Source organism: Nonomuraea sp. ATR24, assembly GCF_041950485.1.
GTDB lineage: Bacteria > Actinomycetota > Actinomycetes > Streptosporangiales > Streptosporangiaceae > Nonomuraea > Nonomuraea ceibae.
The window spans coordinates 40090-62118 of the sequence record NZ_JBGNUU010000004.1 but is presented as its reverse complement, the minus strand read 5'-3'; the positions used below and the strand labels follow the sequence as shown (position 1 = coordinate 62118).

Annotated in this window: 14 protein-coding genes; 11 read left to right on the top strand and 3 right to left on the bottom strand. The window is 74.6% G+C overall.

Annotated features, from left to right (window positions below; all coding sequences use genetic code 11):
• The first annotated feature begins 11 nt into the window (after positions 1 to 11).
• The 4 genes from ACBI99_RS11310 to ACBI99_RS11295 all read left to right on the top strand — a co-directional run bounded on the left by ACBI99_RS11310 (position 12) and on the right by ACBI99_RS11295 (position 5662).
• Complete coding sequence (locus ACBI99_RS11310; protein ID WP_375072268.1) at positions 12 to 1505, top strand: protein kinase; 1494 nt, start codon at positions 12 to 14, stop codon at positions 1503 to 1505.
• Positions 1506 to 1510: 5 nt separating this feature from the next.
• On the top strand, positions 1511 to 4438 hold the full coding sequence (locus tag ACBI99_RS11305) for a BTAD domain-containing putative transcriptional regulator (RefSeq protein WP_375072267.1): 2928 nt from the start codon (positions 1511 to 1513) through the stop codon (positions 4436 to 4438).
• Between the two features lie 77 nt (positions 4439 to 4515).
• Entirely contained in the window at positions 4516 to 5139 is a 624-nt protein-coding gene (locus tag ACBI99_RS11300) for a hypothetical protein (protein ID WP_219499505.1), read from the top strand.
• The gene (locus tag ACBI99_RS11295) at positions 5123 to 5662 is read left to right on the top strand and encodes an OmpA family protein (protein WP_219499497.1); all 540 of its coding nucleotides are present in this window, start codon (positions 5123 to 5125) and stop codon (positions 5660 to 5662) included. The genes ACBI99_RS11300 and ACBI99_RS11295 overlap by 17 nt, the downstream gene beginning before the upstream one ends.
• 25 nt (positions 5663 to 5687) lie before the next feature.
• On the opposite strand, the gene ACBI99_RS11290 is transcribed toward ACBI99_RS11295, so the two are convergent.
• Complete coding sequence (locus tag ACBI99_RS11290) at positions 5688 to 6767, bottom strand: trypsin-like peptidase domain-containing protein (RefSeq protein ID WP_357583982.1); 1080 nt, start codon at positions 6765 to 6767, stop codon at positions 5688 to 5690.
• 30 nt (positions 6768 to 6797) lie between these two features.
• Positions 6798 to 8258 carry an AMP-binding protein gene (locus tag ACBI99_RS11285; protein ID WP_357583980.1) on the bottom strand — a complete coding sequence of 487 codons (1461 nt, stop codon included), beginning with the start codon at positions 8256 to 8258 and terminating at the stop codon, positions 6798 to 6800.
• A gap of 460 nt (positions 8259 to 8718) precedes the next feature.
• On the opposite strand from ACBI99_RS11285, the gene ACBI99_RS11280 reads away from it, so the two are divergent.
• From ACBI99_RS11280 to ACBI99_RS11250, 7 genes are all read left to right on the top strand, one after another.
• Positions 8719 to 9114, top strand: a complete 396-nt coding sequence (locus tag ACBI99_RS11280) for a hypothetical protein (protein WP_375072266.1) — start codon at positions 8719 to 8721, stop codon at positions 9112 to 9114.
• Between the two features lie 62 nt (positions 9115 to 9176).
• Positions 9177 to 11354, top strand: coding sequence for an acyl-CoA dehydrogenase (locus ACBI99_RS11275; RefSeq protein WP_219499489.1), 2178 nt, complete (start codon positions 9177 to 9179; stop codon positions 11352 to 11354).
• A 37-nt stretch (positions 11355 to 11391) separates the two neighbouring features.
• Entirely contained in the window at positions 11392 to 12861 is a 1470-nt protein-coding gene (locus ACBI99_RS11270; protein WP_375072265.1) for a hypothetical protein, read from the top strand.
• A gap of 335 nt (positions 12862 to 13196) precedes the next feature.
• Positions 13197 to 14396: a glycosyltransferase family 4 protein gene (locus ACBI99_RS11265; RefSeq protein ID WP_375072264.1), complete on the top strand. Its 1200-nt coding sequence runs from the start codon at positions 13197 to 13199 to the stop codon at positions 14394 to 14396.
• Entirely contained in the window at positions 14393 to 18535 is a 4143-nt protein-coding gene (locus ACBI99_RS11260; RefSeq protein WP_375072263.1) for an alpha-(1->3)-arabinofuranosyltransferase family protein, read from the top strand. Before ACBI99_RS11265 ends, ACBI99_RS11260 begins: the two co-directional genes overlap by 4 nt.
• Positions 18532 to 20346 (top strand): hypothetical protein, encoded by a 1815-nt coding sequence (locus ACBI99_RS11255; RefSeq protein WP_375072262.1) that lies wholly within the window; start codon positions 18532 to 18534, stop codon positions 20344 to 20346. The genes ACBI99_RS11260 and ACBI99_RS11255 overlap by 4 nt, the downstream gene beginning before the upstream one ends.
• Before the next feature lie 2 nt (positions 20347 to 20348).
• Positions 20349 to 21317: a DUF3068 domain-containing protein gene (locus ACBI99_RS11250; RefSeq protein WP_357583971.1), complete on the top strand. Its 969-nt coding sequence runs from the start codon at positions 20349 to 20351 to the stop codon at positions 21315 to 21317.
• On the opposite strand, the gene ACBI99_RS11245 is transcribed toward ACBI99_RS11250, so the two are convergent.
• On the bottom strand, positions 21258 to 22010 hold the full coding sequence (locus ACBI99_RS11245; protein WP_219511298.1) for a methyltransferase domain-containing protein: 753 nt from the start codon (positions 22008 to 22010) through the stop codon (positions 21258 to 21260). The two genes, ACBI99_RS11250 and ACBI99_RS11245, sit on opposite strands and share 60 nt — an antisense overlap.
• Between the last annotated feature and the right edge of the window lie 19 nt (positions 22011 to 22029).

Genomic DNA, 22029 nt, shown 5'->3' with positions numbered 1-22029 from the left:
CTCTGTCTGCGGTGAGCGGCGATCGGGTCATCGGCGGGTACACGCTGCGGCGCGTGCTGGGCCGGGGCGGCATGGGTGAGGTGCACCTGGCCGCCACGCCCACCGGCGGCTTGGCGGCCGTGAAGCTGATTCACCCCTCGCTGGCCGGGGACCCGGCCTTCCGCCGCAGGTTCGAGCGGGAGGTCGCCGCCGCCCGGCGGGTGGCGCGGTTCTGCACGGCTCCGGTGCTCGACGCGGGCATCGACGGGGACGTCGCCTATCTCGTCACCGAATACGTCCAAGGCCCCGACCTGGCCCGGGCCGTACGGGAACAGGGACCGCTGTCCGGCGGCAACCTCGACGCGCTGGCCGTGGGCATCGCGACCGCGCTCAGCGCCATCCACGCCGCCGGGGTCGTCCACCGCGACCTCAAGCCGTCCAACGTGCTGCTCTCGCCGCTCGGGCCCAAGGTGATCGACTTCGGCATCGCGCAGCTCGCCGGCTCCGACGGCCAGGCCAGCCAGGCGATCCTCGGGACGCCCGCGTACATGGCCCCCGAGCAGGCGCGCGGCGAGCCGGTCACGCCCGCCACCGACGTGTACGCGTGGGGCGGGGTGATCGCGTTCGCCGGGACGGGACGGGCCCCGTTCGGCGAGGGCGCGCCCGGCGAGGTGCTGTACCGGATCGTCGCTGAGGAGCCCCGGCTCGACGGGCTGGACGAGGGCATCCGCGACCTGGTGGCGCGGGCGCTGGCCAAGGACCCGCGCGAGCGGCCCACCGTCCAGGCACTCCTCGCGGGGCTGCTCGGCGGCACGGACGTGAGCGCCGCCTCGGCCACCCAGGTCGTCGAACGCACCTGGACGAACCCGGCGCCCCATGCCCCCGAGCGGGGCCGCCGCCGGTGGGGCTGGGCGGTCGCGGGGGTCGCCGGGATCGCCGTGCTGGCCGTCGCCGCGGTGCTCGGGCTGCGGGGGACGCAGGCCGCGACCTGGCCGTACGAGGCGGGCTTCGGCTCGTGGGAGGTCGGCGCGTCCGAGGGCGGGAACGTGCGCCTCGACGGCTCCGCGTACGAGCTGACCGTCAAGGACGGGTGGCGGCTGTGGAAGTCGGCGCCCAGGCCCGAGCCGGACGGCGGCGTGGTCGTGAGCGCGAAGGCGATCCTGGAGGAGGGACGCGGCGAGTACGGCGTGTGGTGCCGCGGCGACGGCGGCGACCGCTACGAGTTCGCCGTGAGCGGGTCGGGCGAGGTCGCCATCGTCAAGCGCCGCGCCGGGCGGGAGGGCGCCGTCCTGTACGGTCCCCTGCGGGTGAAGACCGGCCAGGCGAACCGCGTCGTGGCCGAGTGCGCCGGAAGCGGGGACGAGGTGAAGCTGCGCATGTGGCTGAACGAGAGCCTCGTCGCCGAGGCCGCCGACGCCGACGACCCCTACGGGCCGGGCAGCGCCGGGGTGCACGCGGCGCCCGACTCGGGGGCGGCGGTGCGGGTGCGGTTCGAGTCGTTCGCGCTGCGGCCCGCGCAGGGGTGAGCGGCGTGCGGTTCCGGGTGCTGGGCCCGCTGCGGGTCGAGGACGGGCAGGGGCCGGGCCCGGCCAAGCACCGGGCGCTGCTGGCGGCCCTGCTGCTGACGGCGGGCCGGGCGGTGCCGGTCGAGCGGCTGGTGAGCGTGCTGTGGGGCGATCAGCCGCCGCAGTCGGCGGACCCGGTGCTCCGGGTGTACGTCAGCGCGCTGCGCAAGATCGTCGACGGGATCACCACGGTGCCCGGCGGCTACCTGATCGCGGCGGATCCGGACGAGGTGGACTGCCACCGGTTCGAGCGGCTGGTCGGGCAGGCCAGGATGGCGCGTGACGCGGGCGCGGTCGCCGAGGCGGCCGGCACGTTCCGGGAGGCGCTCGGGCTGTGGCGGGGGCAGGCGCTCGCGGACGTCGACAGCGCCGAGCTGCGCCGGGCGCACGGGGTGCCGCTGGAGGAGCTGCGGCTGACCGCCGTGGAGGAACGGGTCGAGCTGGACCTGCGGCTCGGGCGGGGCGCCGAGGTCGTCGGCGAGCTGCGGGCGCTGGTCAACGCGCATCCGCTGCGGGAGCGGGCCTGGGCGCATCTGCTGGCGGCGCTGCACCAGGCGGGCCGCCGTTCGGAGGCGCTGGCCGCCTACCAGGAGGCGCGCCGGATCCTGGTGGACGACCTGGGGCTGGAGCCGGGGGCCGAGCTGCGGGAGGCGCACGAGCGGGTGCTGCGGGGGGAGGTGGCCGCCGTTCCGGTGGCGGAACGGCGGGTCCCGCTCAACGAGACGCCGCCCGATATTTCGGACTTTACGGGGAGAGCGGACGTGCTCGCCTGGATTCTCCGCGCCGCCACCCCGGAAGGCGGTGGCGGGGCGCCCGTGCTGCTGGTGGTGCACGGGCCGCCCGGGTCCGGGAAGTCGGCGGTGGCGGTGCGGGCCGCGTCCCGCATGGACCTGCCCGACGGGCGGCTGTACGCCGTGCTGGGCGGCCGCGCGCCCGGCGCCGTGCTGGAGGACCTGCTGCGGTCCCTCGGCTGCCCCGACGGGAGCGTGCCGCCCACCCTCGGCGAACGGGTGCGGCTCTACCGGCGGCTCACCTCCGGGCGGCGGCTCCTGCTCGTGCTCGACGACGCCGCCGACGAGATGCAGGTACGTCCTCTGCTCCCCACCGGGGCGGGCAGCGTGACCCTGGTGACGAGCCGGTCGCCGCTCGCCGGGCTGGAGGCGGCCAGGGCGTACGAGCTGGGGGTGCTGGCCCCGGACGAGGCGCTGGACATGCTCGCCGGGGTGGCCGGGCGCGACCGGGTGGCCGCCGAGCCCGAGGCGGCGCGGGAGATCGTACGGCTGTGCGGCGGGCTGCCGCTGGCGCTGCGGATCGCCGGGTCGCGGCTGGCCAGGAAGACCGGGTGGACGGTGGCGCACCTGGCCGGGCGGCTCGGGGACGAACGGCGCAGACTGGACGAGCTCAGCGCCGGTGACCTCGCCGTGCGGGGCAGCCTGGCGGTGGGGTATCGCGGGCTGGCCGAGCCGGAGCGGCGGCTGCTGCGGGAGCTGGGGGCGTGGACGGGGCCTGACTTCGCGGACTGGGCTCTGGGGGCCGACCTGGAGCCGCTGGCCGAGGCCGGGCTGTTGCAGTCGCTCGGGCTGGACGAGGCCGGGCAGGAGCGTTACGGGTGGCACGATCTGACCCGGCTCTACGCCGTGGAGCGGCTGGCCGAGGCGGGCGGGCCCGGCCCGGTGCTGCGCGCCCGCGCCGCCGAGGTGCTCGACCGGGCCAGGCGTGCCCGGTCCGCCCTTCTCCCCGCCGAACCGGGGTCCGGCCGGACCCTGGTCTCCACCCCCGACGACCCGCCCACCCCGAGACCCCCGTCCGCCCGTGGTGATCAGGCTGGCCGAGGGCCGGGGGCCGTCCCGTACGGGGTGTTCCCCCACAGCGGGGAGGGGGCGCCGTGGGAGGAGGCCGGGGCCGGGTGGGGGCCGGGGGTCGGGCGGCGGGAGGAGACGTCGCGGGGGACGGCGTGGTTGCGGCGGGAGGCGCGGTGGCTGGCGGCGGAGCGGCGGTTCCTGGCCGCGGCCGTGGGGGACTTCCACCGGGCCGGGCTGCACGAGGCGGCGTGGCGGCTGGCCTTCTATCTGACGCCGCTGTTCGAGCTGGGCGGGCACCACGACGACTGGCACGCCACCACCGCGACCGGGCTGGACGCGGCGCGGGCGGCGGGGCACCGGCAGGGCGAGGCGCTGCTGCTGCGCGGCCTGGCGGACCTGCACCGGGTGGAGGGCAGGGCCGATGCCGCGGCGGCGGCGCTGAGGGCGGCGCAGCCGCTGGTGGAGGGGCTGGAGCTGGCCCGCGTGACGCTCCGGCTCGGCCTGGTGGAGCCGCGCAGGCCCGAGGCCGAGCGGGTGCTGCGCCGCGCGCTGACGGTCTTCGAGCAGGCGGGCGACCTGCGCGGCCGGGCGGACGCGCTGCGCGGGCTGGGCGCGCTGCTGGACGATCAGGCCATGCTGGAGCGGAGCCTGGCCGGTTACGAGGAGCTGGGCGACCCGCGCGGGGCGGCCGAGGCGCGGCTGGACCTGGCCAGGCTGCACCTGAGGGCGGGCCGCTACGCGGAGGCGCGCGAGCACGCGGAGCTGCGCATCGCGGCGAACCGGCGGCTCGGCGACCGCCTGCCGGAGGCCGCCGGGCTGCTCGTGCTGGCGGCGGTCGCCAGGGCGGCGGGCGTGCCGGAGTCGGCGGCCGAACCGGCCAGGCAGGCGGCGGAGACGTACACGGCGTACGGGGACCGGCGCAACGCGGCGGCGGCCCTGCTCGTCCTGGCGCGCACGTACCTGGAACTCGGCCGGAACGACGGGGCGGTTGATGCGTTGATGCGTGCTATGGGAGAGTTTGACGTTCTCGGCGACCGGCAGAGCCGCGCCGAGGCCGAACACCTGGCGCGGGAGGCGCGCCGGCGCCTATAGCGGGCTATGCGGATCCTGAAGGTCGCAGCGTTAGCTTGTCGAGCCAAGAGTCGAACCCCCGAAAGGTGACCATGGACATGCGCAGGACGATCGCGCTCGTGGCGGCGGCCGTCGCGCTGGCGGGCTGCGGGATGCTCCCGGCCCAGCCGGGCAGCGGCGGCGGTGGCGAGGAGAAGCAGCAGACGGCCGCCACCACGCAGCAGGAGAGCGCCGCGCCCGCCGAGGAGCCCACCCCCGAGCAGCCCGGCGAGCAGCCCGCCGACCAGCAGAGCGCGCCGCCGCAGAGCGGGAAGGCCATCGCCACCCACGAGACCGACGTGTCCGGCGCGGGCGACACCGGCCGGGCCCGCGTCGAGATCACCGCGCTCAAGCGGCAGGGCAGGACGGTCACGCTCAACTGGACCGTCACCGCCGTCGAGGGCAAGGTCAACATGCACAACGGCATGGCCGAGACCCCGTCGGACTACTCGGTCTCCGGCGTGTCGCTCATCGACCCGGTCAACGCCAAGCGCTACCGCGTCGCCCGCAACAACTCCGGCCCCGGCGCGGAGTGCGTCTGCTCCGAGACCCAGGGCGGCTTCCTGAAGGCGGGCGACAAGAGCTCTCTGTACGCGGTCTTCGCCGCGCCGCCCGCCGACGTGACGAAGGTCAACGTCGAGATGCCGATGATCGGCGTGCTGACCGATGTTCCGATCTCTTAGCCTGGCGCTCGCCCTGGTGCTGTCCCCCACGCCGCCGCCCGAGTCGGCGGTCGGCGCGGTGGAGGACCTGGTGATGCCGGTGGAGGACATCATCGGCGCCGTGGAGTCGCTCGACGGCACCGAGAGCGAGACCCAGCAGGGCACCCAGGTGACGGTGGCGCTGACCAGCGACGTGCTGTTCGCGCTGGACAAGTGGGCGCTGACCGGCAAGGCCAGGCAGCGGCTCAAGCAGGTCGCCGAACAGATCAACGCCGAGGGCGCGGGCGGCGTCGTCAAGATCGAGGGGCACACGGACGACCAGGGCTCCGACTCCTACAACCGGACGCTCTCCACCCGCCGCGCCCAGGCCGTCCAGCAGGCCATGCGCGGGCTGCTCACCGGCGCGGGCGTGTCGCTCCAGGCGCAGGGCTTCGGCGAGAGCCGCCCCAAGCTGCCGAACATCGTCGACGGCGAGCCCGTACCGGCGAACCGCGCCAAGAACCGCCGCGTCGAGATCGTCTACGACGTCAAGGAATCCGGATGAGCGCGTCGCCTCGGGGCGCGCGGGTTCAGTCGGCTGCGAGCTCGCCGAGCGTCACCGTGACCGTCTGCGGGGCGCCGCCGCCCCTGGTCAGCTCGATCCGTACCTTGTCGCCCGGCTTGTAGGTGGTGAGCGCCTCGGTGAGGGCCGCCATCGTGGGCGTCTCGGTGTCGTTGACGCCGGTGATCACGTCCCCCTCCTGGATGCCGGCCTTCTCCGCGCCGCTGTTCTTGACCAGCGACACGACGCCCACGCCCGCGGGCTGGCCGTTCTCGCCGATGACCGTGCTGCCCCGGACGCCGAGCGCCGCCCGATGGCTGTTGATCACCTTGCCGTGCTTGATGATCTGGGCGGCGATGTCCGTGGCGGTGTTGCTCGGGATGGCGAACCCGATGCCCGGCGCCGCCCCGCCGCCCAGGCTCGGATCGGTGGCCGCCAGCGTCGGGATGCCGATCACCTGGCCCGACAGGTCCACCAGCGCGCCGCCGCTGTTGCCCGGGTTGATCGCCGCCGACGTCTGGACCGCCCCCGCGATCGTCGCGCCCGGCGAGCCCGGGTTCTCCGGCTCGCTGACGGTACGGCCCAGCGCCGACACGATGCCGTTCGTCACGCTGCCCGACAGGCCCAGCGGGTTGCCCATGGCCAGCACGAGCTGCCCCACGCGGAGCTTGGCCGAGTCGCCGAACCTGGCCGGCTGCAGCCCCTGCGGATCGTCCACCTTGATCACCGCCAGGTCGCCGGCCGGGAACGCCTTGACCAGCCTGGCCCGCCGGGTGGCGCCGCCGGTGGCGAGCGTGACGTCCATCTGCTTGGCGTCGCCCACCACGTGCGCGTTGGTGACGATGTGGCCCTCGGCGTCGTAGACGACGCCGGAGCCGAGGCCGGTGCTCGTGTTGATCTGCACGATCGACGGCAGCACTTCTGCGATGACGCGCTCGTACGCGGTCTCCAGCGCCTGCGCGTGCGAGGTGGGCGACGCGGGCGGTGGATGCGAGGCGGTGTCCGTGTGCGTGGCCGACGGCGGCGCCGGGGTGCCCGGCGACTGCGCGCCCGGCGGAGGTATCTGGCCACAGCCCGCGACCAGCGTCAACGCGGTGAGTGCTGGCAAGATCCGCTGCATGGAGCACTACTGCCCGGCTCAGCCGGAAAGATACGCCTCCCGGACATTTCGCCTGCTCAGCTTGCCTGTGGGCGTACGCGGCAGCGACTCCCGGTACTCGATCGCGCGCGGGTGCTTCAGCCTGGCCAGCCGGGGGCCGCAGTGGCGCAGCAGCTCCGCCGTCAGCTCGTCGTCGCCAGTGGCCCCCGGCGCCGGCTGCACCAGCGCCACCACCTTCTGCCCCCATTCCGGGTCGGGCACCCCGATCACCGCCACGTCCGCCACCGCCGGATGCTCCAGCAGCGCCGCCTCCACCTCCGCCGGGTAGATGTTGACACCGCCCGAGATGATCAAATCCGTCCTGCGGTCCAGCAGGAACAGGTAGCCCTCCTCGTCCACGTAGCCGATGTCGCCCGGCGTGTAGTCGCGGCCCCGCATCGCCTCCGCGGTCTTGCCCGGATCGCCGTGATACTCGAACCGGTTGATGCCGCCGATGTACACCAGGCCCGGCTGCCCCGGCGGCACCTCCTCGCCGTCCTCGCCGACGATCGTGAACGCCATCCCGTCCAGCGCCCGGCCCACCGTGCCCGGCCTGGCCAGCCACTCTTGCGACGACACCATCGTGGCCACCGCCGCCTCCGTCGAGCCGTAGTACTCCCACAGCACCGGGCCCAGCCAGTCGATCATCGCCTGCTTGGTCGCGGGCGGGCACGGGGCGGCGCCGTGGTAGAGATGCGTGAGCGACGACAGGTCGTACGACTCCCGGTCCGGCACGGCCAGCAGCCGGTGGAACATCGTCGGCACCATGAACGCGTTCGTCACCCGGTGACGCTCGATCAGCCGCAGCGCCTGCGCCGCCTCGAACCGCTCCGGCGCCACGATCGCGTGCCCGAACTGCAGCGCCATCATCGCCTGGCCGTACGGGGCCGAATGGTAGAGCTGCGAGCAGACCAGGTGCACGCCGTCCTGCGGCAGGCCGAAATGCCGCCAGCTCTTGCGCATGAGGATCGGGTACAGGTCCTCCGGCGTCAGATCCAGCAGCCTGCGCCGCACGCCCTTCGGCCTGCCGGTCGTGCCGGACGTGTAGAGCATCATCGACCCGGCTCGGCGGTTCGCCGGAGGCTCGGCCGGGCGGCCCTCGGCCAGGTCGTCCACCGTGAGCCGGTCCGGGGCCACCACGACCTTGGCCCGGGAGTCGGCCACGATGTAGGCGATCTCGTCGTCGGTGTAATGCCAGTTGACCGGGACCAGGTAGGCGCCCGTCTGGTAGGTGGCGAGCATCATGGTCAGCGCGTCGAGCCCGTTCTTCAGCACGGTCACCACCGCGTCGCCGTGGCCCACGCCCTTGTCCATCAGGCCGTGCGAGGCCCGGTTCACCCGGGCATGCAACTCTCCGTACGTGACGGTCCCGTGGCTGGTGCTGGTGCTGTCGCTCTCGCTGTCGCCGAGTAGGGCGGGCCGTCCTGGGTCGTTCGCCGCGATCTCATAGAAGCCCCTCATATCTGGCGACATTACAGAATTTAGTTCTGCAAACGGAATAGCGGAAATTTCGGCTTCCGGGGTGACGTAGCCTCGTCCCATGGCGGACGTCGGCGACCAGGACCACACCAACGATGCTCCCACCGCTCCCTTCCGCAAGATCGTCGTCCCCCCGCCGGACGACCCCGCGGCGGACGAGACGATCATCACCACGGACTGGCGCGCCCTCTCACCCACCCCCGGCCCCGTCCAGCGAGCCCTGACCCAACCCCCACCCGACCAAGCCCCGGGAACCGTTCCCCCCGCACACCCCGGAGGTCCCGCCCCCACGCCCAGCGCGCCCGCGCCCGGGTGGTCCGGCCCCGCGCCTGGAGGGCCCGCGCCCGTACCTGGGGGCCCCGCGCCCCTACCCGGAGGGGCCGCGTCCCTGCCCGGAGGGGGCGCTCCTGGAGGGGGCTTTCCTGAGCAGGGTGGGTCGTGGGTGGGGTTGCCGCCGGAGCCCAAGGGCGGGGTGGTGAGCCGGATCGGGGATGTGCCGATCAAGGTGATCTATCTGGTCGGCGCCGTGGTGGCGACCGTGGCGGCGGTGTTGCTGGTGTTCGTGGTGTTCTCGGGCGATGTGCCGGAGGAGCCGGCGGTCGAGGAGGTGGTGCCGGTCGTGCCGGTGCCGTCCGCGAGCGGAAGCGTGAGCGGGTCCCCGACGGCGACCGGGACCACGGCGGGGGCGGCGTTGCCGGCGGTGCCGGCGAAGCGGGCGTTCCCGAGGCTGGGCGGGAAGGCGGCGGTGCCGCAGACGGTGGTCGCGTCGATTCCGGAGCCGGGAAAGGCGTACTGGGCGGATTTGAAGACGTTGGCGGCGAAAGTTCGTCCACTCTAGGCCAGAAGCATCCTCTAGAATATGGTTCTGGCATCGATGGGACCTGCCTGGAGGATGAGCACATGGCGATCGGGTTGAGCGAGGAGCACGAGGCGCTCCGCGAGTCGGTGACCGGCTGGGCCGAGCGGAACATTCCGGCCGAGCTGCTGCGCGCCGGAGGCGAGGGGCGGCCCGCGTTCTGGCCGGGGCTCGCCGAGCAGGGGCTGCTCGGCCTGCACCTGCCCGAGGAGGCCGGCGGCTCCGGCTACGGCCTGCTGGAGGCCGCCGTGGCCGTGGAGGCGCTGGCCGAGCGGATGGCGCCCGGCCCGTACGTGCCGACGGTGCTGGCGAGCGCGGTGATCCACGCCTCGAAGCGGCACGAGCTGCTGCCGGGGCTGGCCGACGGCACGCTGACCGGCGCGCTCGCCCTGGGCGGGCAGCTGACCGGGACGCCGTCGGACGACGGCACGCTGGTCGTCGGCGGCACGGCCGAGCCGGTGCTCGGCGGTTCGCTGGCGGACGTGCTGGTGCTGCCGGTGTCGACGGCCGACGGCGAGGTGTGGGTGGCGCTCGACGCCGCCTCGGCCACGGTGACCGAGGTCAAGTCGCTGGACCTGACCCGCCCGGTGGCGAAGGTGGAGCTGGACGGCGTGAGCGTGCCCGCCGACCGCGTGCTGGAGGGCGTGTCGGGCTCGGACGTGCGCGACCTGGCCGCCGTCCTGCTGGGCGCGGAGGCCGCCGGCGTGGCGTCCTGGTGCGTCACGGCCGCCGCCGACTACGCCAAGGTACGCGTCCAGTTCGGCAGGCCGATCGGCCAGTTCCAGGGCATCAAGCACAAGCTGTCGCGGATGCTGGTCGCGCTGGAGCAGGCCCGCGCCACCGTGTGGGACGCCACGCGCGCCACCGGCAAGGAGCTGGAGTACGCGGCCGCGATCGCCGGGGTGATGGCCCCGGACGCCGCCGTGCAGTGCGCCAAGGACGCGATCCAGACGTTCGGCGGCATCGGCTACACCTTCGAGCACGACGCCCACCTCTACTACCGCCGCGCGCTCACCCTGCGCGCCCTGCTGGGCCCGTCGGCCGAGTGGGCGGCCCGGGTGACGGACCTGGCGCTCCAGGGCGTCTCGCGGGAGATGGAGATCGACCTGCCGGAGGACGCCGAGCCGATGCGCGAGGCGATCCGGGCGGAGATCGCGGAGATCGCCGCCCTGGAGGGCCAGGAGCAGAAGCGGGCGCTGGCCGACCGCGGGTTCGTCATGTCGCACCTGCCGAGGCCGTGGGGCCGGGGCGCCTCGCCGCTGGAGCAGGTGCTGATCGCGCAGGAGCTCAAGGCCGCCAAGGTCAGGCTGCCCGCGATGATCATCGGCGCCTGGGTGGTGCCGTCGGTGGCCGCGTACGGCACGCCGGAGCAGCAGCAGCGCTTCCTGCCCAAGACGCTCAGCGGCGAGATGATCTGGTGCCAGCTCTTCTCCGAGCCGGGCGCGGGCTCCGACCTGGCGGCGCTGCAGATGAAGGCCGAGCAGGTCGAGGGCGGCTGGAAGCTGAACGGCCAGAAGATCTGGACGTCGGTCGCGCACTTCGCCGAGTGGGGCATCTGCATCGCCCGCAACTCCTCGGAGGGCACCAAGCACGAGGGCATCACGTACTTCCTGGTGGACATGAAGTCGCCGGGCGTCACGGTGCGCCCGCTGACGGAGATGACCGGCGAGAACCTGTTCAACGAGGTCTTCCTGGACGACGTGTTCGTGCCGGACGACCTGGTCGTGGGCGAGGTCGGCGACGGCTGGAAGGTGGCGCGCAACACGCTGTCGAACGAGCGCGTCTCGCTCTCGTCGGGCTCCGGCGGCACCGGCGCGTCCGTGCCGGACCTGCTGGGCCTGGCCGGGCGGCTGGGCCGCGAGCTCACGCCGGTCGAGCGGCACGAGCTGGCCGGGGTGATCTGCGAGGGCCACTCGATCAACGCGCTGTCGCTGCGGGTGACGCTCAAGCAGCTCGCCGGGTCGGAGCCGGGGGCCGACGCGTCGGTGCGCAAGCTGCTGTCGACCTCGCACGCCCAGCACGTCTCCGAGGCGGCGGTGAGCCTGCTCGGCGCCCAGGCGGTGACGGCGGCCGACATGAAGCTCGGCGACGCCGGCTACTGGAACCGCGCGGTGCTGGCCACCCGGGCGATGACGATCTACGGCGGCACGACCGAGGTGCAGCTCAACATCATCGGTGAGCGCATGCTGGGCCTGCCTCGGGATCCCGAGCCCGGCAAGTAACCGGCTACCCTCCCTCCTCGTGGGGAGGCTCGAACGGATGGGACCCGCGCTCCTGGGCGCGGGTCTCGCCGTGCTGGCGCTGGGGCCGGCGCTCGGGTGGGGGTTCGTGCTCCGGTACGACCTGGTGTTCGTGCCGGATCCGCCGCTGCTGCCCGACTCCGGAGGGTTCCCCCGGGCGGTGCCGAGCGATCTCGTGGCGGCGCTGCTGTCGCGGGTCCTGCCCGGGGAGCTGGTCCAGAAGGGGCTGCTGGTCGCGATCTTCGTGCTGGCGGCGAGCGGCGCGGCGGCGCTGGTGCCGCCGGAGCGCCGGATCGGGCGGCTGGTCGCGGCCGTCTTCTACGCGTGGAACGTCTACCTGGCCCAGCGGCTCCTGCTCGGCCAGTGGGCGCTGCTGCTGGGGGTGGCGGGGCTGCCCTGGGCGGTCCGGGCCGTGGCCGCCGCCGGGCACCAGCGGTGGCACGGGTGGTGGCGCGGAGGGTGGCGCCAGTGGTGGCGGCTCGTCGTGGCGCTGGTGCCGGCGGCGGTGGGCGGGTTCCAGGCGATGCTGGTGACCGCGCTGACGCTGGCGCCGATCGCGGTCGCGCGGCGGCGGGCGGCCGTGACGGGGGTGACGCTCGGCGTGCTGAGCCTGCCGTGGCTGGTGCCCGCGCTGACCTCGGGCGCGGTGACGGACCCGGCGGGGGTCGACGCGTTCGCGGCGCGGGCCGACGGGCCGTTCGGGGTGCTGGGGAGCCTGCTGTCGCTCGGCGGGATCTGGAACGCCGAGGCCGGGGTGCCGGGCCAGGAGTCGTGGTGGCTCGCCGCCGGACGGCTGGCGCTCGCGCTGACCGGTCTGTACGGGTACGCCAGGATGCGCGCGGAGGAACGGCCGCAGTGGTGGGGCGGGCTGGCCGTGGCCGCCGGGGCGGGGTTCGGGGTCGCGTGCCTGGGGGCGTTCGCGCCGGGCGTGCTGAAGTGGCTGATCGGGGCGTGGGCGGGGTTCGGGCCGCTGCGTGACGGCCAGGCGTACCTGGCGCCGCTGGTCCTGGTGGCGGCCGTGGGCCTGGGCTCGCTGCTGCGGTCGGGCGCCCCGGCCGTGGTCGGGCTGCTGGCGCCGGTGCTGGTGCTGCCGACGTTCGCGTGGGGGGCGTCGGGGCGGCTGGAGGCGGTGGCGTACCCGCAGGAGTGGCGGGCGGTGCAGCGGATCGTGAACGCCGACCCGGCTCCGGGCGCGCTGCTGTCGCTGCCGTGGGGCGCGCACCGGGCGTTCGGCTGGAACGGCGGGCGGGTGACGCTCGACCCGGCCGCCAAGATGTTCGCGCGCCGGGTGGTCCGGGACGACACGCTGCTGGTCGGGCTGCCGGACGGGGGGCGGTTGCGGGTGCGGGGCGAGGACCCGCGCAACAGGCTGTCGCCCGCCGGTGTCAGGTACGTGCTCGTGGCCGGCACCGAGAACCGGTTCCCCTTCGATCGGCGCGGCTGGACGCCCGTGCACAAGGGCCGGGAGCTGACGCTATGGCGCCGCTGACCGGCTCATTCACGTCTTACTTGAGGGTAACTTATTACATCACGGTTTGACGATACCTATGGATTCGTCCCGTAACACGTTCTAGTGTCGGCACACATCGTACCGATGTGGAGGGAGCGCTCTGTGTTGCGAATTCTCGCGGCATTGGCCATTGGAGCCCTGCTGGCGGTCGGCGCGTCGGTCGCGGTGGTCAACGTAGCGTCGCCGGCCCCGACCCCGCCGAACCAGCCGCTCTACAACTACGGCACCAGGTAGTCCTTCCCGCCTGACAAGGCCTTACCAGCGGAGCACCGGGCGTGGCTTCGCCATGCCCGCATGCCCGCCGTCGAGGAGTGATGGTGGTCTTCACCGGTGAGCACGCCGACCAGTCACATGCGGTCGTCCGCGGCGAGGGGCCGCTCGCCGGGGTGCGGATCGCCATGCTCAACTTCCGCGAGCCCCGGCAGACGACCGCGGGCGGCGCGGAGGAGTACGCCTGGCAGGTCAGCCGCCACCTGCTGACCCAGGGCGCCTCGGTGGTGTTCGTGACCGGACGCCAGCGCGGCCAGCGCCGGGCCGAGACGCGCGAGGGCATCGCGCTGCGCCGGATGGGCAACCCGTACCTGGTCTACCTGCTGGTGCCGCTCTGGCTGCTGCTGCACCGGCGGCGCTTCGACGCGGTGATCGACTCGATGAACGGCATCCCGTTCTTCGCCCCGCTCGTGATGCCGCGCCGCACGCCGGTGGTGTGCCTGGTGCACCACGTGCACGACCGGCAGTTCGCCGCGTTCCTGCCCCGCTGGCTGGCGGTGATCGGCTGTTTCGTCGAGGGGCCCGTCGCCCGGCTCGTCTACCGGCGCTGCATGACGGTCACGGTGTCGGAGTCGTCCCGGCGGGAGCTGGTCGGCAAGCTGCGCTGGCTGGGCCCGATCGTCGTCGTGCCGAACGGGTGCGCGCACCCCGAGCCGCCGCCGGTCCGGGAGCCCGGCCCCGACCCGGTGATCGTGTACGCGGGCCGGCTGGTCGGGCACAAGCGCATCGATCGGGTGGTGGACCTGGCCGGGGAGCTGTCGGGGATGTGGCCGGGCCTGACCGTGCACATCGCCGGGCGCGGCCCGGAGTCGGGCCCGCTGGCCGGGCACGTGGCCGCCCGGGGGCTGGGCGACCGGGTCCGGCTGCACGGGTTCGTGCCGGAGGCGCGCAAGGTCGCGCTGCTGGCCGGGGCGACGCTGAACGTGACGGCCTCGGAGTTCGAGGGCTGGGGGCTGACCGTGATCGAGGCGGCGGCGCTCGGCGTGCCGACGGTCGCCTACGACGTGGCCGGGCTGCGCGACTCGGTGCGTCACGGCGTCACCGGCTGGCTCGTGCGGGATGGCGAGAGCCTGGCCGACGTGACCGCCCGCGCGCTCAAGGAGCTGGCCGATCCGCGCCGCCGCGCCGAGGTGTCCAAAGCGTGTCGGGCCTGGGCAAAGGAGTTCACCTGGTCCCGAACTGGGGCTAACATGACTGAACTTATCGTGGCGGAACTCCAAGATCGCGGCGGAGCCCATCAGTGACCCATGCCTCGCCTGGACGACGGGACGAGCTCCCCGACTCCGAAGCCGAGAGCTATGACAAGCGGATCGGGCACCGGCTGCGCCTGCTGGCCGGCTGCCTCCTGCTGGTCGCGATCGCGTTCAACACCTCGACCGAGAAGATCATCCCCGAGACGAAGCTCGACATGGCGGTCAACCCGCTCGGCTTCCTCGGCAGGGCCCTGCACCTGTGGGACGGCGCCTACTTCGGCCACCTGCAGAACCAGGCGTACGGCTACCTGTTCCCGATGGGCCCCTTCTACGCGCTCGGCCTCAACCTGGGCATGGAAGCCTGGACGGTGCAGCGGCTGTGGATGTCGCTGGTGCTGTGCACCGCCTTCCTCGGCACCGTGCAGCTCGCCCGCGCGCTGCGGATCGGTGGCCCGGTCTCGCGGATCGTCGCCGGGTTCGCCTACGCGCTCGCGCCGCACGCGCAGGCGCTGATCGGCATCAACTCCTCGGAGTTCCTGCCCAGCGCCGTGCTGCCGTGGATCGTGCTCCCGCTGGTCCTGGGGGCGCGGAGGGCGCTGTCGCCGCGCCGGGCCGCCGCGCTGTCGGCGCTCGCCTTCCTGTGCTGCGGCGGCGTCAACGCCGTGGCCGAGCTGGCCGTCCTCGTCGTCCCCATGCTCTACCTGCTGACCCGGGGGCGCGGCCCGGTCAAACGCAGGCTGATCGCCTGGTGGCTGCCGCTGATCGCGCTCGCCTCGCTGTGGTGGGCCGTGCCGCTGCTCACGCTGGGCCGCTACATCTTCTCCTTCCTGCCCTACATCGAGACGGCGGGCGCGACGACCAGCGTCACGTCCCTGGTCAACGCGCTGCGCGGGACGTCGAGCTGGCTCAGCTTCCTCACCGTGGACGGGCAGGTGTGGCTGCCGGACGCCCACCAGCAGTCGACCGTCCCCTGGCTGATCCTCGTCACCTCGGCCGTCGCCGCGCTGGGCTTCGCCGGGCTGGCCCTGCGCGCCTTCCCGGAGCGGACGTTCCTGCTGGTCAGCCTGCTGGCGGGGGTCGTCATCGTGACGACCGGGCACCCCGGCACCCCGCACGCCGCCTTCATGGCCGAGCTGCTGGACGGCCCGCTGTCGGCCTTCCGCAACCTGCACAAGTTCGACGCGCTGATCCGGCTGCCCGCCGCCCTCGGCGTCGCCGGCCTCATCACCCTCGTACGGCCGGACCTGCGCAGGCACCTGACCGTTGCGGCGGCCGGGCTGGTCGCCCTGTCGGGCCTGCCCATCCTGTACGCGGGACTCGCCCCGGCGGGCGGCTTCACCGCGATCCCCGACTACTGGAAACAGGCCGTCTCCTGGCTGGGCCGCAACGCCGGCGACGGCATGGTGCTGGCCGTGCCGGGGGCCAAACGCGGCGAGTACCTGTGGGGTCGCCCGCTGGACGAGCCGCTGCAGCCGCTCGCGCGGACCCGGTGGGCCACGCACACGATCGTGCCGTGGGGGTCGGCGGGCGGGTCGCGGCTGATGGCGGCCATCGACGACCGCCTGGCGTCGGGCAAGGGCTCGGCCGGGCTGGCCGCCACGCTGCGGCGCATCGGCGTGAGCCACCTGGTGGTCCGCAACGACCTGGACCGGGCCACGATCGGCACCGCCTGGCCGGCCCGCGTGCACCAGGCGCTGGAGGACTCGCCCGGCATCTCGCTGGAGGCCAGGTTCGGGCCCGGCGTGGGCGTCGGCAGGCACGGCCAGGCGGCCTCCTGGCTGGACCAGCCGTACCCGGCGGTCGAGGTCTACAAGGTGGCCGGGGCCGCGCCGCTCGTCGGCACCGTCCCCGCCGACCGGGCGCTGCGCGTCGGCGGCGCGCCCGAGGCCGTGCTGGCGCTGGCCGAGGAGGGGCTGCTCGACGGCGACCGGCCGGTGCTGCTCAACGACGACGACGGCGTGCTGCCCGCCGCCGAGTCGGTGCTCACCGACACGCTGCGCCGCCGCGAGGTGGCCTACGCCGACCTGCGGCGCAACGCCGGCGCGACGCTCACGGCCGACGAGGAGCGGCGCGGCAGCTCGCCGGCCGCCGACCTGCTCGACCCCGGCTGGGAGCGGTACCTGGCCACGGCCGGGTTCAGCGGGATCGCCGGGGTGAGCGCGTCCTCGGCGGAGTCGGACGTCACGGCGTTCGGCGAGGCGCGGGAGCCGGGGCACCAGCCGTTCGCCGCGCTCGACGGCGACCCGCGCACGAGCTGGCGCTCCACCGGCTGGACGGGCGCGACCGGCGAGTGGCTGGAGGTCGCGCTCGCCGGCCCCCGGCGGCTCGACACGATCACGGTGGCGTTCGAGACCGCGCCGATCGGGCCGCCGCCCGCCGAGGTCGTGGTCGAGACCGACGCCGGCGAGCTGCGCCAGGACGTCAGGGCCGGCGCCGGGCCGCAGGAGCTGGCCGTGCCCGAAGGGCCGACCTCCAGGGTGCGCGTCACCGTCACCCGCACCGCCTACGAGCCGGAGAGCGCGCTGGGCAGCCGCGTCGGCATCACCGAGCTGACGATCCCCGGCGTCCAGGCCGGCCGCTCGATCGTCGTGCCCGACCCGGGCGAGCAGCCGGGGGAGCCCGCGATCGCGCTCAGCAGGCAGGGCGACGTGCCCGGCTGCCTGCGCGGCTCGATGGTGTGGAGCTGCTCCGAGGGCCACGAGGTGCTCGGCGACGACGGCCACGGCTTCGACCGCCTCTTCACCACCAGGAAGGACGGCGACTACACCGTCACCGGCCGGGCCGTGCTGCGCGACCGCGTCGCCGTGGAGAAGCTGAGCGCGCTCCCGGACGACGCGCTGACCGTCACCGCGTCCTCCACCTCCGTGGCGCACGGCGCGGCGGCCGGCCGGTGGGCGTTCGACGACGACCCGAGAACCGTGTGGTTCGCCGACCCGCTCGACCCCAGGCCGACGCTCACCGTCGAGCTGGCCCGCCACACCACGCTGACGGAGCTGCGCGTCACCACGCCCGACTCCTACCTCGGCGCCCCGCCCCTCCGCGTGACGGTCCGCGCGGACGGCGGCGTCCGGCAGAGCTGGATCGGCAAGGACGGGCTCGTCGAGTTCCCCGCCCTGTCGGCCAGGAAGATCGAGCTGGAGTTCGGCGCGTCCGGCGGCCGGCCGGTCGAGATCAGCGACATCGCGATCCCCGGCGCCAGCCCGCTCGGCGCGCTGACCGGCTTCCCGCTGCGGCTGCCGTGCGGTTACGGCCCGACCTTCACCGTGAACGGCCGGACCGTCCACACCGAGGTCACCGAGGGCACGCTGCACGACGTCGTCACCGGGCGGCCGGTGCGGTTCGAGACCTGCGAGCGGCTGCTCATGGTGGCCGGGCGCACCAGGCTGGCACTGCGGCCCGGCGACTCCTACCGCGTCGAGTCCGCCGTGGTCCGCCGCCTCGACGAGGACGCGCGGCGGGCCGGGCCGCAGCGCATGCGCGAGACGCCCGTGCGGAGCTGGGAGGCGGGCGAGCGGGTGGTCCAGGTCGACGTCACCGCCGACTCCTACCTGGTCGTCAACGAGAACTTCAACGCCGGCTGGAAGGCCACGCTGGGAGTCGCCGAGCTCAAGCCGGTGCGGCTCGACGGCTGGCGGCAGGCCTGGTTCGTGCCCGCGTACACGTCCGGGACCGTGACGCTCACGTACGTCCCCGACGAGCCGTACCGGGCCGGGCTGGCGGCGGGCGGCGCGCTCGCGCTGCTGGTCGTGGCGCTGGCGCTGACGCCCGGCCGGGGGCGGCTGCGGCGGCTGCCGCCGTGCCGGCCCGCCGCGCCGCGCGGGGGCCTGATGCTGCCCGTGGCCGTCGCGGTCGGCTACTGGGTGGGCGGGCCGGCGGGCGCGGTGGTCGCGGCGCTCACGTTCCTGCCGGGCCTGTGGCTGCGCCCGCTGCGCGACGCCGAGCACCTGCGCGCGGGAGCGCGGGCCCGGCTGCTGCGCCCGCTGTCCGGCCCGTACGCGGGCATCGCGCTGTATCTGGTCGCCGCCGCCGGGGTCGCGGCCGGCGTGGGCGGGCTGTGGACGCAGCTCCTGTGCGTGCCGCTGCTGGCGCAGCTCTGCGTCGAGGCCGCCGCCAGGACGCGGCCCGCGCCCAGGACCCGAGCCCCCGTCCCCGTCGCCGCGGGCGGCCCGACCATGACGAGCGTGCCATGACGACGACGGAGCAGCGCGGCCGGATCGTGATCGCGGTGCCCGGGCCGCTGGTCAGGGCGGTGCGCCGGCACGGCGTGGTGCTGACCGGGGTCGTGATGGTCGCCGCCGCGCTGGCGTGGAAGGCGGTGCTCCTCCAGCACGCCTACTTCAAGGAGGACGACTACGAGTTCGTGGCCAGGGCGGTCGAGAGCGGGCTCTCCTTCGACTACCTGACCCGGATCCACTTCGGCCAGTTCATGCCCGGCGGATTCCTGCTGGCCTGGCTCTCGGCCCGGCTGGAGCCGTACGGATGGGGGGTGGCGGCGGGCGGCGTGCTCGTGCTGCACGCGGCCGCCGGGCTCGCCGTGCTGCGCATGCTGCGGGTCGTGTTCGGCGCGCGCCCGGCGATCCTGGCGCCGCTGCTGGTGTTCCTGCTGGCGCCGATCACGTTCCCGGCGCTCGCCTGGTGGGCGGCGGCGCTCAACACGGTGTTCCTGCAGCTCGCGCTGCCGATGGCGGTGGCCTCGCACTGGCACCACCTGCGCACCGGGCGGCTGCGCCACGCGGTGGTGGCGGCGGCGTGGGTGCTGGTCGGGCTGCTCGGCTTCGTCAAGGGCTTCGCCGTGCCGCTGGTGCTGCTCGCGCTGACGGCGATCTACTTCGGCGGGCTGCGCAGGCGCCTGGCCGCCTGGCTGATGTACGCGGGCGTGCTGGCCGCGTTCGGCGCCCTGTACGCGCAGCGGTCGCTGGCCGCGCCGAACACCGGCGGCCTGCCCCTCTTCGACCAGGCCGCGAGCTTCCTGTGGGAGCTGCTCGGCAGGACGTTCGCGACGACCGTGCTGGGCGGGCCGTGGAAGTGGTTCGCCGGCGGCGACTGGGGCGTCGCCGCGCCGCCCACCGCGCTGGTGGTGCTCTCGCTGCTGGTCCTCGCGCTGCTGGTCGTGGTGACCGGCTACTACCGGCGGCGGGCGTACCTGGCCTGGGGGCTGCTGCTCGGCTACGCCGTCGTGGCCGACGCGCTGCCCGTCCTGTGGGGGCGGGTGCACCTGCTCGGCTCGTTCGCCGGTACGGACACCCGCTACGTGGCCGACGCCGCGCCGCTGCTCGCGCTCGTCGTCGGGCTCGTGCTGCTGCCGCTGCCCGGTGAGGCCGAGCCGTACCGCAGGCCGCTGCCCGCCAGGGAACGGGTGAGCGGGCTGTGCGGCGCGGCCCTCGGCGTGTTCGCGGGCGCGTCGCTCGTCTCGGTGACGATCTTCGCCGGCTACCTGGGCGCGGACCGGCGGCACGGCTACATCGAGACCGCCCGCGCCGAGCTGGCGAAGGCCGCTCCCGGCGCCGTCGTCTACGACCGGCTGGTGCCCGCCGACGTGGTGCCGGGCGGCTACCGCACCTACAGCCTCACCTCCAGGGTGCTGGGCGCGATGGCGTCGCCGCGGCTCCGGGCCCGCATGCAGGACCCGCCTGCGGCGCTGGACGGCCTGGTCTTCGACGACCTGGGCCGGCTGCGGCCGGTGGAGGTCGCCGGGACCGAGCTCGCGCCGCGCACGCCCGACGGCTGCTGGCCCGCGACGGGAGGGACCGTGCAGGTGCCGCTGGCCGCCTCGCCGCCGCGCGTCGAGGGCACGCTGATCCGGCTCGGCTACTCCGCCCGCGCCGACACCGAGGTCACGCTGTGGATGGGCGACCGGCCCGTCGACGTGAAGCTGCGCGCCGGGCTCGGCAAGGTGTTCATGGTCGCCGAGCCCGGCGCGGACCGCATCGTGCTGCCCGACCTGCCGCCCGGCGTGTGCGTCGGCGCGGTCACCCCCGGTCAGGCGGTGCCCGCCCGGTGAACGTGAGCCGCACGACCCTCGCGCTGGTCCTGGCCGCGGCCGGGGCGTTCCTGCTGACGATGGTCCCGCTGATGCGCTGGCACGTCTCCGCGCGGGTGTTCGTGGCGCCGCTGGAGCAGCAGACGATGACCAGGTCGGTGGCCGAGTCCGCGACCTACCTGGACCCGGCCACGATGAAGCCGCAGCGGGGCCCGCTGGTGCTGACCCGCTGGCTGATCGGCGACGTGCTGGCCGGGGACGAGCGGCGGGCGGTGTGGACCGAGTCGGTCTCGCTGGCCACCCGTGACGACCGGCGGCTCGACTACCACGAGCGGCGGCTGGCCTTCGACCGGCGGACCGGCGTGATCGTCAACTGCTGCGGCGAGTATCTGGACGAGGACGCCCGGATCAAGCAGTCGGGCCAGGCGTACCGGTGGCCGTTCCGGGCGGAGCCGCGCGACTACACGCTGTTCGACCTGCGGCTGCGGCGGGCGGTGCCGGTCACGTACGAAGGGGTCGAGCGGGTGCGCGGCGTCGAGACGCACCGCTACGCGCAGCGCACGCCGAGGCAGCTCGTGCCGGGGGAGCAGCCGCCGGTGCCGCGCCGGCTGCTCGGGCTCAAGGGCGCGGGCGACGTGGGCGTGGCCCGCTACGCGGAGATCCGCCGGACCTTCTGGGTCGAACCGGTCAGCGGGCTGCCCGTGAAGACCGCGGACCGGGTGACGGAGACGCTCGTCACGGCCGACGGGAGCGGCAGGCTGGTGGCGCTGGACGCCGACTTCACCACGGCGGCGGGCGACGTGCGGGCGGCGCTGGAGACGGCGGCCTTCTACCGGCGCTGGGAGCTGATCGCCGGGACGGTCGCGCCGGTCGGCGGCGGGCTGCTCGGCGCGGGCTGCGTGGCCGCCGCGCTGTGGCTGGCGCGGCGGCGCTCACCTGCGGCGCAGGACCAGCAGCAGGTTCCAGGTGACGAGCTCGCGGACGCCAGGTAGGTGGACGACATGCCGGGCCCAGCGCGGGTGGTAGCGGGGGATCGCGTCGAGCACGTCCACGTCGCGGTGGCGGCGCGCCCACGCCAGCGGCCCCGCCACGCCGACGGCGAACATGCTCTCCCCGTAGACGTTCTTGGGCGGCCTGCCGTGCGTGCGCTCGTAGCGGCGGGCGGCCCGGTGGCCGCCGAGGTAGTGCCACGGCGAGGTCTCGTGGCCGCCCCAGGGCGACAGCCAGATCGTGTAGGACAGGTAGACGACGCCGCCCGGCCGGGTGACGCGGACCATCTCGTCGGCCATGCGTCGCGGGTCCGGCACGTGCTCCAGCACATTGGACGAGAAGCACACGTCGACCGAGCCGGTGGCCAGCGGCAGGTCCAGCGCGCTGCCCAGCACCGCGTCGCGCGGGGGCGCGCCGTCGCGCAGCCGCATCTCGCCGGCGTCGCAGTCGACGCACACCGGGCGCGCCCCCGCCGCGCGCAGCGCGTCGGCGAAGTAGCCGGGCCCGCCGCCCACGTCGGCCACCGTCGCGCCGTCGAGATCCGTGTACGTGCCGAGCTGCGCCACCGTGTCGGCGGCCAGCGTGCCGTAGAAGAAGTCGGGATCGCTCTGTTCGAGGCGGAAGGCGCGCAGCAGCCGGACGGACCTCGCCAAATCCGCCCGGAACGGTGCAGGGGTGTCCACGGCGCGGAGCATACTCCAGAGGAGGGAACGC